The 12,463-nt window shown below is 53.0% G+C and carries 15 protein-coding genes; 2 read left to right on the plus strand and 13 right to left on the minus strand.

Annotated features, from left to right (window positions below):
* The 9 genes from ACFL9S_RS23510 to fkpA form a co-directional block, all read right to left on the minus strand.
* Positions 1–245, minus strand: a 245-nt coding sequence (locus ACFL9S_RS23510; RefSeq protein ID WP_405264290.1) for a GTP-binding protein, incomplete at its 3' end; no start/stop codon positions are given.
* A 68-nt stretch (positions 246–313) separates the two neighbouring features.
* A complete protein-coding gene (gene fusA / locus ACFL9S_RS23515; protein ID WP_405264291.1) occupies positions 314–2,428 on the minus strand; it encodes an elongation factor G in 2,115 nt (704 codons plus the stop codon).
* A gap of 93 nt (positions 2,429–2,521) precedes the next feature.
* A complete protein-coding gene (gene rpsG / locus ACFL9S_RS23520) occupies positions 2,522–2,992 on the minus strand; it encodes a 30S ribosomal protein S7 (protein ID WP_004160604.1) in 471 nt (156 codons plus the stop codon).
* A 96-nt stretch (positions 2,993–3,088) separates the two neighbouring features.
* Positions 3,089–3,463 (minus strand): 30S ribosomal protein S12, encoded by a 375-nt coding sequence (gene rpsL / locus ACFL9S_RS23525; protein WP_006120575.1) that lies wholly within the window; start codon positions 3,461–3,463, stop codon positions 3,089–3,091.
* 126 nt (positions 3,464–3,589) lie between these two features.
* Entirely contained in the window at positions 3,590–3,877 is a 288-nt protein-coding gene (gene tusB / locus ACFL9S_RS23530; protein ID WP_405264292.1) for a sulfurtransferase complex subunit TusB, read from the minus strand.
* Between the two features lie 8 nt (positions 3,878–3,885).
* A complete protein-coding gene (gene tusC, locus ACFL9S_RS23535) occupies positions 3,886–4,245 on the minus strand; it encodes a sulfurtransferase complex subunit TusC (protein ID WP_405264293.1) in 360 nt (119 codons plus the stop codon).
* Positions 4,245–4,631, minus strand: a complete 387-nt coding sequence (tusD, locus tag ACFL9S_RS23540) for a sulfurtransferase complex subunit TusD (protein WP_405264294.1) — start codon at positions 4,629–4,631, stop codon at positions 4,245–4,247. Before tusD ends, tusC begins: the two co-directional genes overlap by 1 nt.
* Positions 4,631–5,353 (minus strand): transcriptional regulator, encoded by a 723-nt coding sequence (locus ACFL9S_RS23545; protein ID WP_200644199.1) that lies wholly within the window; start codon positions 5,351–5,353, stop codon positions 4,631–4,633. Before ACFL9S_RS23545 ends, tusD begins: the two co-directional genes overlap by 1 nt.
* Before the next feature lie 199 nt (positions 5,354–5,552).
* Entirely contained in the window at positions 5,553–6,383 is an 831-nt protein-coding gene (fkpA, locus tag ACFL9S_RS23550; RefSeq protein WP_405264295.1) for an FKBP-type peptidyl-prolyl cis-trans isomerase, read from the minus strand.
* Between the two features lie 291 nt (positions 6,384–6,674).
* Here fkpA and ACFL9S_RS23555 point away from each other — a divergent pair, with 291 nt between their 5' ends.
* The gene (locus ACFL9S_RS23555) at positions 6,675–6,893 is read left to right on the plus strand and encodes a protein SlyX (protein WP_405264296.1); all 219 of its coding nucleotides are present in this window, start codon (positions 6,675–6,677) and stop codon (positions 6,891–6,893) included.
* 101 nt (positions 6,894–6,994) lie between these two features.
* Here the strand turns inward: ACFL9S_RS23555 and slyD are convergent, their stop codons facing one another.
* The 4 genes from slyD to kefG all read right to left on the minus strand — a co-directional run bounded on the left by slyD (position 6,995) and on the right by kefG (position 10,374).
* Positions 6,995–7,543 (minus strand): peptidylprolyl isomerase, encoded by a 549-nt coding sequence (gene slyD / locus ACFL9S_RS23560; RefSeq protein WP_133846694.1) that lies wholly within the window; start codon positions 7,541–7,543, stop codon positions 6,995–6,997.
* A 138-nt stretch (positions 7,544–7,681) separates the two neighbouring features.
* The gene (locus tag ACFL9S_RS23565) at positions 7,682–7,876 is read right to left on the minus strand and encodes a YheV family putative zinc ribbon protein (protein WP_405264297.1); all 195 of its coding nucleotides are present in this window, start codon (positions 7,874–7,876) and stop codon (positions 7,682–7,684) included.
* 140 nt (positions 7,877–8,016) lie between these two features.
* Positions 8,017–9,822 (minus strand): glutathione-regulated potassium-efflux system protein KefB, encoded by a 1,806-nt coding sequence (gene kefB, locus ACFL9S_RS23570; RefSeq protein ID WP_405264298.1) that lies wholly within the window; start codon positions 9,820–9,822, stop codon positions 8,017–8,019.
* Positions 9,823–10,374, minus strand: coding sequence for a glutathione-regulated potassium-efflux system ancillary protein KefG (gene kefG, locus ACFL9S_RS23575; RefSeq protein WP_405264300.1), 552 nt, complete (start codon positions 10,372–10,374; stop codon positions 9,823–9,825).
* 126 nt (positions 10,375–10,500) lie between these two features.
* On the opposite strand from kefG, the gene ACFL9S_RS23580 reads away from it, so the two are divergent.
* Entirely contained in the window at positions 10,501–12,402 is a 1,902-nt protein-coding gene (locus ACFL9S_RS23580; protein ID WP_405264299.1) for an ABC transporter ATP-binding protein, read from the plus strand.
* The last annotated feature ends 61 nt before the right edge of the window (positions 12,403–12,463 follow it).

The raw sequence follows: 12,463 nt of genomic DNA on the forward strand, positions 1-12,463 counted from the left end.
CAGTCAACGTGCGCGTAGTGGCGGCTCGGGGTGTCATATTCAACGTGAGAAGTGTTGATGGTGATACCACGTGCTTTTTCTTCTGGTGCGTTATCAATCTGGTCGAATGCACGAGCAGAACCGCCGTAGGTTTTAGCCAGAACGGTGGTGATAGCAGCAGTCAGGGTAGTTTTACCGTGGTCAACGTGGCCGATAGTACCTACGTTGACGTGCGGTTTGGAACGTTCAAATTTCTCTTTAGCCACGACGATATTCCTTACTTTAATGCTCTCACCCTTTGGTGAGAGCATAGGATCAATATTTAAACTGTAGCTTATTTGCTACGAGCTTCAATTACGGCCTGAGCGACGTTGTTCGGCGCATCATCATACTTCAGGAACTCCATGGAGTACGAAGCACGGCCTTTAGTCAGAGAACGCAACTGGGTCGCGTATCCAAACATTTCAGACAGCGGAACTTCAGCATGAATCTGAACGCCAGTAGCGTTTGATTCCTGACCTTTCAGCTGGCCACGACGTCTGCTCAAGTCACCGATAACATCACCGGTGTTCTCTTCTGGAGATTCAACTTCAACTTTCATGATTGGTTCAAGCAGTACCGGCTTCGCTTTCTTAAAGCCGTCTTTGAACGCGATAGAAGCTGCCAGTTTAAACGCCAGTTCTGAGGAGTCAACGTCATGGTATGAACCAAAGTGCAGACGAACACCCAGATCAACAACCGGATAACCAGCCAGCGGGCCTGATTTCAGCTGCTCCTGGATACCTTTATCAACAGCAGGGATGTATTCACCAGGAATCACGCCGCCTTTGATATCGTTGACGAACTCGTAACCTTTAGGGTTAACGCCCGGCTCCAGTGGGTACATGTCGATGATGACATGACCGTACTGACCACGACCACCAGACTGCTTGGCGTGTTTACCTTCGATATCGGTAACTTTCGCGCGAATTGCTTCACGGTAAGCAACCTGAGGTTTACCCACGTTCGCTTCAACGTTGAATTCACGCTTCATGCGGTCAACGATGATGTCGAGGTGCAGCTCACCCATACCAGCGATGATGGTCTGGTTAGTTTCTTCATCAGTCCATACGCGGAATGATGGATCCTCTTTCGCCAAACGACCCAGAGCCAGACCCATTTTTTCCTGGTCAGCTTTGGTTTTTGGTTCAACAGCGATCGAGATCACTGGCTCAGGGAACTCCATGCGCTCCAGAATGATCACGTTGTCCGGGTCACACAGGGTGTCACCAGTCGTCACGTCTTTCAGACCGATAGCTGCAGCGATGTCGCCTGCACGAACTTCTTTGATCTCTTCACGCTTGTTGGCGTGCATCTGTACGATACGGCCCAGACGCTCACGAGCAGATTTAACCGGGTTGAACACGGTATCGCCTGAGTTCACAACGCCAGAGTAGACGCGGAAGAAGGTCAAGTTACCCACGAATGGGTCGGTAGCGATTTTGAACGCCAGAGCAGCAAACGGCTCTTTGTCGTCTGAGTGACGAACAGCCGGAGTGTCTTTACCGTCGTCTAACATACCGTTAATCGCGGTAACGTCAGTCGGTGCTGGCAGGTATTCAACAACCGCATCCAGCATCGCCTGAACACCTTTGTTCTTAAATGCAGAACCACAGGTGACCAGAATGATTTCGCTGTTCAGTACGCGCTTACGCAGAGAAGTTTTGATCTCTTCTTCAGTCAGCTCTTCGCCACCAAAGAATTTCTCCATCAGCTCATCAGAACCTTCAGCTGCGGCTTCAACAAGCTTCGCACGCCATTCTTCAGCCAGTTCCTGCATATCAGCTGGGATCTCTTCGTAAACGAAGGTGACGCCCTGATCGGCATCGTTCCAGTTGATAGCTTTCATTTTCACCAGGTCAACAACACCGGTGAATTTCTCTTCTGCGCCGATGGCCAGCTGCAATGGCACTGGGTTTGCACCCAAGCGCGCTTTCATCTGCTCAACAACTTTCAGGAAGTTAGCACCCATGCGGTCCATTTTGTTAACGAACGCAATGCGTGGAACTTTATATTTGTTAGCCTGGCGCCATACGGTCTCAGACTGTGGCTGAACGCCACCAACTGCACAGTAAACCATTACTGCGCCATCAAGCACACGCATAGAACGCTCAACTTCGATGGTGAAGTCAACGTGTCCCGGGGTGTCGATGATGTTTACGTGGTGCGGCTCAAACTGCTTAGCCATACCAGACCAGAAACAGGTGGTCGCAGCGGAAGTGATGGTAATACCACGTTCCTGTTCCTGCTCCATCCAGTCCATGGTGGCTGCGCCGTCATGTACTTCACCGATTTTGTGGTTTACACCGGTGTAGAACAGAACACGTTCGGTAGTGGTCGTCTTACCGGCGTCGATGTGTGCGCTGATACCAATGTTACGGTAACGCTCAATGGGTGTTTTACGAGCCATTTGATTCCTCTGATTCTTAGACGTTCTAAGTTAAAAAAGCCCAGCAGGTGAGTCACTGGGACGCCCGCTGGGTTTATAACAACTACAGTGCTGTTACCAGCGGTAGTGAGCGAACGCCTTGTTGGCTTCGGCCATACGGTGAACGTCTTCACGTTTCTTCACTGCAGTGCCTTTGTTTTCTGCAGCATCAGAAAGTTCGTTCGCCAGGCGCAGAGCCATAGATTTATCACCGCGTTTACGAGCAGCTTCAACGATCCAACGCATTGCCAGAGCATTACGACGAACCGGACGGACTTCAACTGGTACCTGATAAGTAGAACCACCAACGCGACGGGATTTAACTTCCACGGTTGGGCGGACGTTGTCCAGGGCTACTTCGAATGCTTCCAGCTCGTTTTTACCAGAACGCTGAGCCAGGGTCTCCAGCGCGTTATAAACGATAGTTTCAGCAGTAGATTTTTTACCATCTACCATCAGGATATTTACAAATTTGGCCAGCAATTCTGATCCGAACTTAGGATCTGGCAGGATTTTACGCTGACCAATGACGCGACGACGTGGCATGGAAATACTCCGTTGTTAATTCAGGATTGTCCAAAACTCTACGAGTTTATTATGACATTTAAGATAAAACGTTTGGCCTTACTTAACGGAGAACCATTAAGCCTTTGGCTTCTTCACGCCGTACTTGGAGCGAGATTGCTTACGGTCTTTAACACCTGAGCAGTCCAGCGCGCCACGAACGGTGTGGTAACGCACACCTGGCAAGTCTTTTACACGACCGCCACGGATCAGGATCACGGAGTGTTCCTGCAGGTTATGACCTTCACCACCGATGTAGGAGGTAACTTCAAAACCGTTGGTCAAACGAACACGACATACTTTACGCAGTGCGGAGTTCGGTTTTTTAGGGGTAGTAGTGTATACACGAGTACATACACCACGTTTCTGCGGGCAGGCTTCCAGCGCAGGCACGTTGCTCTTTGCAACTTTGCGTACGCGTGGTTTGCGAACCAGCTGGTTAACTGTTGCCATTAAATAGCTCCTGGGATTTAGCTTTTGCTTCGTAAACAGGTAATAAATCGCCTCGCGGAATCACGAGGCCGCAGAATTTTAGGGCTGGTCTGAAAAAGAGTCAAGAAATAACCAGGATTACCGCACTTACCAGGCTATTTGTTGCGAATGCCTGACCGCCAGCGTAACAAAACCAGTATAGCTTACTGTTGTCACCCTGGTCGAAATTTGAGCAGTAAGCCCGCGAGCATCAAGATCTTCCTGCAGAACGTACACAGAGATGGGGGCATTTAGCAGCGCTTCAAGGGCGGAACTGCCCTCAAGGGCGGCGATAACCCCATCCTGCAGCAGCAGAACATCATCGCCGTCAGCCAGCAGACGTAGCATGGCCGACAGATCACAGTGAAAAGGCGAGGTCATCAGGGTATGCAGCATGGTTTCCTCTAGAAGGTCATCACCCGATCGTAATCATTTAGCAGGCAACGAAGCGCATCCGGGGCCAGAACTTCAGCCTTCAGCACCCGCACGGCATCAGAAGCTATACCGCGATCGGCCAGCGCCGCCGCACACAGATAACAGCGATCAACGTCATACAACGACAACACACCAAATGTTGCGATGTAGTCGCGCGCCAAAATCCGCTGCGGCTGTTGGCCTTGAGTCAGTTGCAGCACACCATCGCTGACAAAAAAAAGGGCAACCTCATCGCTGAGCGCAGACGTGGCTAACACTGCATCCAGCCCTTCACGGCCCGCACTGGAACCATGCGGCCCCTGGGTGAAGACAAATGCAATACGTGCCATCAGAACTGCACCATACGATCACAGGTCAACGCAGCTTCAGCCAGCGCCCCTAATCCCGAAAGCTGAAACCCGTCAGCCAGATTGGCGACTGGCAGTCCCAGATTAGTGGCTTCCTGCTGGTCGACAATGCCACGACGCAGGGCAGCAGCGACACAGATATTCAGCGCCACGCCCTGTTTCTGCTGCAATAATTGCCAGTTACGGGTGAGGTCGAATTCATCGCTGGCAGGTGCATTGAGCAAGCTGGCATTCAGTACCCCTTCACGATAGAAGAAAACACTGTCAAGCGTATGTCCCTGTTCCAGCAACGCATTAGCAAACAGCCAGGCGCTACTGGCCTGCTGCGAGCCATAGGCTGGACCGGTAACCAGCAGGCAGAAACGCATTACTTATCCTGCCCGTGGAAATCGCCATTTTTAAACTGGCGGATGTAGAGATAGACAGTGTGCTTGGAGATATTGAGGCGATCCGCCACCTGATTGATGGCATCTTTGATATCGAAGATACCCTTCTCATACATATTGAGAACAATCTGGCGATTTTTGGCATTATTAGACACGTTACGATCGGCACTGACTTCTTCAATCGTAAACTCCAGCGTCTGCATCACCAGGTCTTCCACCGAGGAGGCAAAGTTCACTGAGGAAGCCACTTCCTGAGTTTCTGGCGGCATAAACGTCGCCATGATCTGCGAGAAAGGCACATCAAGGTTCATGTTGATGCACAGCAGGCCAATCACACGCTGGTCGCGATTGCGGATGGCAATCGTCACCGACTTCATCAGCACACCGCTTTTCGCCCGGGTAAAATAGGCTTTGGAAACGTTACTGTCCGCCCCCGTCATATCGTGCAGCATACGCAGGGCGAGATCGGTAATCGGCGAGCCGATTTTACGTCCTGTATGTTCACCGTTAGCGATGCGCACCGCAGAACACTTCAGATCTTCCAGTGAGTGCAGGACGATCTCACAGTGAGATCCAATCAGCATCGCGAGGCCATCAACGACGGACTCGTAAGATTTTAAAATTTCGAAATCACCGGGCGTAAAGGGGTGCTGCTCCAGCAGCTCCGAATCCGCAACATCACCGGAGAAAAGTGAATTAGACATGAACGACACCACCCTTTGACAAGAGCCTGTCACACGGCGCCAGGGCAGACTCATTCTTATTAATTGCGCGCGGGATAGTCTAGCAAATATGGGAAAGCCGTGTCCCGACCTTTGTCGTTAAATACAACCTGGCGCAAAGAAGGTGAGGAAACAGTGGATAAAGCAAAAAAAACGCCACCCGAAGGTGGCGATTATCAAACTATTTCTTGGCTTTCGCGTCAGCCTCGGCCGGTGCGGCCTGCTCGGCGTTATCATCCGCCTTCGCTGCTGGTTTGATGTCGAGCAGTTCAACATCAAAGACCAGGGTGGAGTTAGCCGGGATGCCCGGAACACCATTTTTGCCATAGGCCAGATTCGGTGGGATCACCAGCTTGATCTTGCCACCTTTTTTAACGTGCTTCAGACCTTCGGTCCAGCCTGGGATAACACCATCCAGACGGAATGACAGTGGCTCACCACGGGTGTAAGAGTTGTCGAACTCAGTACCGTCAATCAGCGTACCTTTGTAGTTCACAACAACCGTGTCGCTGTCTTTTGGTGCATCACCCGTGCCTTCTTTCTCTACCTGGTAGAGCAGACCGGTTTCGGTTTTCTTCACGCCTTTTTCTTTGGCGAATTTAGTCGCATAAGCATCACCTTTCGTGGTGTTCTCTTTTGCGTCTTTTTCCATCTTCGCCTGCGCTGCACCTTTCACACGACCTTCGAAAGATTGCAGTGTTTGTTCAATTTCCTGGTCAGAGAGCTTGCTCTTACCGGCAAACGCGTCCTGCACACCTGCGATAAGCTGGTCTTTATCCAGTGCGATACCCAGTTTTTCCTGCTCCTTCAGGGAGTTCTCCATGTAGCGACCCAAAGACGCGCCCAGCGCATAAGCCGACTGCTGGTCGTCATTTTTGAATGCGGCATTTTTTGGCGCCTGCTGCTGTGCAGTTGGCTTAACCGGAACAGCATCAGCAGCCATAACCAGAGGAGCATTCAGTGCAACAGCCATAGTGGTAGCTAACATTGTGACTTTAAACAGTGATTTCATCCATTTCTCCAAAACCGAAGCATCTCACCTCGGAAATCGTTTGCAGACCTGCGGCCTGTAATATAACCGGGGGCGAGATCACAACACAATCTCGCCATAAAAACTCGAAGTTAACTTCCGACCGCGTGATTATCCGAAAGTTTCAACACAAGGGATGGTGACTACTCCGCGCCTTTTCAACCTCTGGCGGCCAATTTACGCCAATACTCTTACTTCTGCCTGCATTTTACCGTTAGAATCGGACAATTCGCGAGCCCGGAAGACGGGCCGGTAGTAACAAGAGGAAACAGAATGCAACAATCACCGCTGGAGCAACGGCTGGAGATAATGGAGAGTAAGCTGGCGTTCCAGGAGCACACCATCGATGAACTGAATCTGACGGTGGTGCAACACGAACTGGAAATGGCTCGCCTGCGTGAACTGATGCGCCTGCTGACCGACAAACTCAAAGCTGCCGCGCCATCGATGCTGGCGGACCCTTCCGAAGAGACCCCTCCTCCCCATTATTAACAGAATGCAAAAAGGCCACCCGAAGGTGGCCTTTATCGCTGATATTCTTGAGTCTTTCGTGTTGTAGCCAACGCAGCGACATCACGAAAGACGACGGAATATTAGTGGCTGCAGCCGCAGCCGCCAGTCCCGCAACCGCCCTGACCATGGTCGTGATCATGGTCGTGGTCGTGGTGATGACCGTCTTCGCCGTGAACGTGGCCATGAGCCAACTCTTCTTCCGTTGCTTCGCGAATAGCGATAACTTCAACGTTGAAGTTCAGGTTCTGACCCGCCAGCATGTGGTTACCATCAACCACTACGTGCTCATCTTCCACTTCGGTAATTTCTACCGGTACTGGACCCTGGTCGGTTTCTGCCAGGAAGCGCATGCCAACCTGCAGTTCATCAACACCCATAAATACGTCTTTTGGTACGCGTTGTACCAGATTGTCGTCGTAGGCACCGTACGCATCGTTTGATTCGATATTCACATCAAACTTATCGCCGACCACATGATCTTCCAGCGCTTTTTCCAGCCCGGAGATCAGGGAACCATGACCGTGCAGGTAGTCCAGCGGTGCACTCACCGGAGACTCATCAACCAACACACCGTCTTCTGTACGTACCTGGTATGCCAGGCTGACCACGAGGTCTTTTGCTACTTTCATGATTACTCCTAACCGTTGAGAGCTTGAGCCCTGATTCATTGACTGCGAATGTCAGCCTTAGTGGCTCTAAGTGGCGATGATTGTATCGAATTTCAATGCAGCTGTAAGGAACAACGAAAAAAAAGCTGAACCCTCGCGTTACTCAGGATGAAAAACACCGATCACTTGCTCATTCTCACGCACCTGCTCACGCGCCTGTTTATCGGCTTCACGCATCTGATGGCCGCATTTCACGCACTCCACCACATCGATATTATTTTCCCGCCACAGGGCGAGAGTGTCTTTTGCCTGGCACTTTGGGCAAGTCGCACCAGCGATAAAACGTTTACGCATAGTTTTATTCCGTATGAAATTTGGTGTTATCGCCGACGAGAGTTCGATTACGGCCAGCGCACAGCACCCGGAGCGTACTGGAGTACGTGAGGAGTGCGCGCACTGCCCGGAAGCGAAATATCGGGTAAGATAGCCAAAAATTAGTCTGCCTCATCCCAGCCATCATACTGACGCTTCTCATGCCTCATCTCGGCCTGGAAGATATCTTCCAGCTCGCGCCTGGCCTCTTTCACTCTTGAAATCTGCTGGCTGTCGGTATGATTCGGCATCAGCTCACGCAACATTCGCATATCCAGGCGGCGGAAATGTTGCTGGGCGCGGAATGCCTGGTGCGGATGCATACCCAGCGTCATCAGTGCCTTACGCCCCAGTTCCAGCGCACTGCTGAAGGTTTCACGGGAGAACTGCGTCACCCCCGCCTGCAACAGTTCGTGCGCCTCAACACGGCCACGCGCACGCGCCAGAATCTGCAAATGCGGGAAGTGTTGCTGGCACAGATGAACGATCTCCATCGCATCTTCCGGGCCGTTGCAGGTTATCACGATCGACTGCGCTGTTTCTGCACCTGCGGCGCGTAATAACTCCAGTTCGGTGGCATCACCGTAATACACTTTGTAACCATATTTACGCATCAGGCTGACCGCACTGATATCACGTTCCAGCACCGTAATGCGCTTTTCATTGGCCATCAATAAGCGCGCCACCACCTGACCGAAGCGACCAAACCCCACCACAATAACCTGGGGCTTATCATCTTCAACAAACGGTTTTTCCTGGCTGTCATCCACTTCATTAAAGCGGCGCGCAAGGATTTTATCCACGCCCTGCATTAACAGCGGAGTGGTCATCATCGACAGCGTGACCGTGACCAGCAGCAAGGGCATCTGATCGCCACTGAACAGCTTCGCTGACGCTGCCGCAGAGAACAGCACGAAGGCAAATTCCCCGCCCTGGCTGAGCACCCCGGCAAACTGCAACCGCTCGGAGCTGCGCAGTCCATAGATGCGCGACAGCAGATACAGCACCGCCGTTTTTACCGCCACCAGAGTCACGACACCAATCAGAATCTCAACAATATGGGTATAGAGCACACCGAGGTTTAACGCCATGCCAACCGAGATAAAGAACAATCCGAGTAGCAATCCTTTAAAGGGATCGATAGCAATTTCCAGCTCGTGGCGATACTCACTCTCCGCCAGCAGAATACCCGCAATAAAGGTACCCAACGCCATCGACAGCCCGAGCGCATCCATAAACAGTGCCGACCCGAGTACCAGCAGCAGCGCCGCCGCCGTAAACACTTCGCGCACACCGGAAGCAGCAATAAAGCGGAAAATAGGCCGCAGCAGATAGCGCCCGCCGACCAGCATTCCACCAAACGCCAGCACTTTCATACCAACCTTCATCCAGTCGGCATGACCACTGTCGCCGCCCGCCAGCAGCGGCACCAGCGCCAGTGCCGGGATGACCGCCAGGTCCTGGAACAGCAACACGGAAAAACCAAGCTGCCCCGACTCATTGCGGTTCATCGCTTTGTCGCGCATCAACTGCAACGCCATTGCCGTTGAAGACATCGCCAGGCCGATCCCGCCAATGGTGGCCGCCTGCCAGGAGAAGTCGGTCAGCCACAGCAGCCCCCCCAGCACCAGCGCGCTGAGGATCACCTGAGCCGCACCGACGCCAAATATCGAACGCCGCAGCTCCCACAATTTCGAGGGTTTCAGCTCCAGGCCGATAATAAACATCAGGAACACGACACCCAGCTCGGAGAAGTGGAGGATCTCATCCACATCGCTGATAAAACCGAGCCCCCAGGGCCCGATAGCGATCCCCGCCAGCAAATACCCCAGCACCGCGCCAATCCCCAGACGAGCAGCGATAGGCACTGCAATAACCGCCGCAAACAGATACACCACGCCAGCGGTCAGAAGACTTTGACCTTCCATCTACACTCCTCCGTGTGGCAACGGGTTAGACAACCAGTCGCCATAGGCACGGGCATAATTATTCATCACATCAGCGGACTGTCGACGCGCCCAGTAGATAATCATTGGCGTCATCCAGTGCATACGGCACATCTGCGCCGTCAGTTCGAACGGGCGCATAATGTCCGACATCGGGTAACCGTTCAGCCCTTCCTGATGGTAGGCGGCTTCCGGTTCACCGGTAGTGATCACGCTGCGCCAGTATTTGCCTGCCAGCATATTGCCGCCTGGCCCACTGGCGAAGCCGCGAGACAGTACGCGGTCCAGCCACTCTTTCAGCAATGCAGGGCAACTGTAAGTGTAAAGGGGATGTTGAAAAACGATGATATCGTGTTCACGCAGCAGCTGCTGCTCACGGTGAATATCAATAAAAAAATCCGGATAGTGTGCGTACAGGTCATGCACCGTCACATGCTCAAAATGACGCGCCGGCTGCAACAAAACGCGATTAGCAATCGAATCCTGAGACTCCGGATGGGCGTACAACAGCAGGACTTTAGGCGGCTGCGACATCATTCCCCTCCAAATCGTCGTCATGGCGGGATATTTCCGCTACCATGCTCGACGCAACGGAACTACTTGATTCCGAAAAACTGATTATGATGGTGTAATTTAACATACTCTGAACTTACGGCGCTTATGATTGTATTCTCCTCGTTACAAATTCGTCGCGGTGTCCGCGTACTGCTGGACAACGCAACAGCCACGATCAACCCCGGTCAGAAAGTCGGCCTGGTCGGCAAAAACGGCTGTGGCAAATCAACGCTGCTGGCCCTGCTGAAAAACGAGATAAGCGCCGATGCCGGCAGCTTCAGTTACCCGGGTAACTGGTCACTGGCGTGGGTCAATCAGGAAACGCCAGCGCTGGACGTTCCGGCCATTGAGTATGTTATCGATGGTGACCGCGAATTTCGTCAGCTTGAGTCTGAATTAGCCCATGCGAATGAGATTAACGATGGTCATGCCATCGCCACGCTGCACGGCAAGCTGGATGCGGTTCAGGCCTGGACCATTCAGTCACGCGCCGCCAGCCTGCTGGATGGCCTCGGTTTCAGCCAGGAGCAATTACAGCGTCCGGTGAGTGATTTCTCTGGCGGCTGGCGTATGCGCCTCAACCTTGCGCAGGCGCTGATCTGCCGCTCTGACCTGCTGCTGCTGGATGAACCGACTAACCACCTCGATCTTGATGCGGTGATCTGGCTGGAACGCTGGCTGAAAAGCTACACCGGCACACTGATCCTGATCTCGCACGACCGGGACTTCCTTGACCCGGTGGTCGACAAAATCCTGCACATCGAGCAGCAGTCCATCTTCGAGTACACCGGTAACTACAGCTCGTTCGAAATTCAGCGCGCAACCAAGCTCTCACAGCAGCAGTCGATGTTTGAACATCAGCAGCAAAAAGTGGCGCACCTGCAAAGCTTTATCGATCGCTTTAAGGCCAAAGCCAGTAAGGCAAAACAGGCGCAGAGCCGTATCAAAACGCTGGAACGTATGGAGCTGATCGCCCCGGCTCACGTTGATAACCCGTTTACCTTCAGCTTCCGCGAGCCTGAAAGCCTGCCGAACCCACTGTTGAAAATGGAAAAAGTCAGCGCGGGCTATGGCGACAGAAAAATCCTTAACTCGATCAAACTCAACCTGGTGCCCGGCTCGCGTATTGGTCTGCTGGGCCGTAACGGCGCGGGTAAATCAACGCTGATCAAGCTGTTGGCCGGTGAGCTGGCCCCGCTGGAAGGGGATATCGGGCTGTCGAAAGGCATCAAGCTCGGTTACTTTGCCCAGCATCAGCTGGAGTTTCTGCGCGCCGATGAGTCCCCGATTCAGCACCTGGTGCGTCTGGCCCCGAAAGTGCTGGAACAACAGCTGCGCGACTATCTTGGCGGCTTTGGTTTCCAGGGCGATAAAGTCACGGAAGAAACACGCCGTTTCTCCGGCGGCGAGAAAGCGCGTCTGGTGCTGGCCTTAGTGGTCTGGCAGCGCCCGAACCTGCTGCTGCTGGATGAACCGACGAACCACCTTGACCTCGATATGCGCCAGGCATTGACCGAAGCGCTGATCGATTTCGAAGGCGCACTGGTCGTTGTATCGCATGATCGCCACCTGTTGCGCTCCACTACCGACGATCTCTACCTGGTGCACGATGGCAAAGTTGAAGCCTTCGAAGGGGACCTGGAAGATTACCAGCAGTGGTTGACTGACCTCCAGCGTCAGACCAGCGCAGAGACCGCCCCGAAAGCCGACAGCGCCAACAGCGCTCAGGCCCGTAAAGATCAAAAGCGCCGCGACGCCGAACTGCGCACCCAGACTCAGCCACTGCGTAAGCAGATTGAGAAACTGGAGAAGCAGATGGAGAAGTACAACGCCCAGCTGGCCGATGCGGAAAGTAAACTGTCAGACAGCGCCATTTACGAGCAGAGCCGCAAAGCCGACCTCACCGCAGCCCTGCAACAGCAGGCAACGGCAAAATCAGGGCTGGAAGAGTGTGAAATGGAATGGCTGGAATCGCAGGAAGAATTAGAGTCGATTATGAACGCCTGATGCTGCAACCCGGGCGCGGCATGCCACGCCCCTACGATACTGATTTCCCGGGATGACGCAG

Source organism: Erwinia sp. AnSW2-5, assembly GCF_045107195.1.
GTDB lineage: Bacteria > Pseudomonadota > Gammaproteobacteria > Enterobacterales > Enterobacteriaceae > Erwinia.

What these genes read in the sequence shown, in the direction of transcription:
- fusA (WP_405264291.1), bottom strand. Translation starts at nt 2,428, where the DNA reads ATGGCTCGTAAAACACCCATTGAGCGTTACCGTAACATTGGTATCAGC.
- rpsG (WP_004160604.1), bottom strand. Translation starts at nt 2,992, where the DNA reads ATGCCACGTCGTCGCGTCATTGGTCAGCGTAAAATCCTGCCAGATCCT.
- rpsL (WP_006120575.1), bottom strand. Translation starts at nt 3,463, where the DNA reads ATGGCAACAGTTAACCAGCTGGTTCGCAAACCACGCGTACGCAAAGTT.
- tusB (WP_405264292.1), bottom strand. Translation starts at nt 3,877, where the DNA reads ATGCTGCATACCCTGATGACCTCGCCTTTTCACTGTGATCTGTCGGCC.
- tusC (WP_405264293.1), bottom strand. Translation starts at nt 4,245, where the DNA reads ATGGCACGTATTGCATTTGTCTTCACCCAGGGGCCGCATGGTTCCAGT.
- tusD (WP_405264294.1), bottom strand. Translation starts at nt 4,631, where the DNA reads ATGCGTTTCTGCCTGCTGGTTACCGGTCCAGCCTATGGCTCGCAGCAG.
- ACFL9S_RS23545 (WP_200644199.1), bottom strand. Translation starts at nt 5,353, where the DNA reads ATGTCTAATTCACTTTTCTCCGGTGATGTTGCGGATTCGGAGCTGCTG.
- fkpA (WP_405264295.1), bottom strand. Translation starts at nt 6,383, where the DNA reads ATGAAATCACTGTTTAAAGTCACAATGTTAGCTACCACTATGGCTGTT.
- ACFL9S_RS23555 (WP_405264296.1), top strand. Translation starts at nt 6,675, where the DNA reads ATGCAACAATCACCGCTGGAGCAACGGCTGGAGATAATGGAGAGTAAG.
- slyD (WP_133846694.1), bottom strand. Translation starts at nt 7,543, where the DNA reads ATGAAAGTAGCAAAAGACCTCGTGGTCAGCCTGGCATACCAGGTACGT.
- ACFL9S_RS23565 (WP_405264297.1), bottom strand. Translation starts at nt 7,876, where the DNA reads ATGCGTAAACGTTTTATCGCTGGTGCGACTTGCCCAAAGTGCCAGGCA.
- kefB (WP_405264298.1), bottom strand. Translation starts at nt 9,822, where the DNA reads ATGGAAGGTCAAAGTCTTCTGACCGCTGGCGTGGTGTATCTGTTTGCG.
- kefG (WP_405264300.1), bottom strand. Translation starts at nt 10,374, where the DNA reads ATGTCGCAGCCGCCTAAAGTCCTGCTGTTGTACGCCCATCCGGAGTCT.
- ACFL9S_RS23580 (WP_405264299.1), top strand. Translation starts at nt 10,501, where the DNA reads ATGATTGTATTCTCCTCGTTACAAATTCGTCGCGGTGTCCGCGTACTG.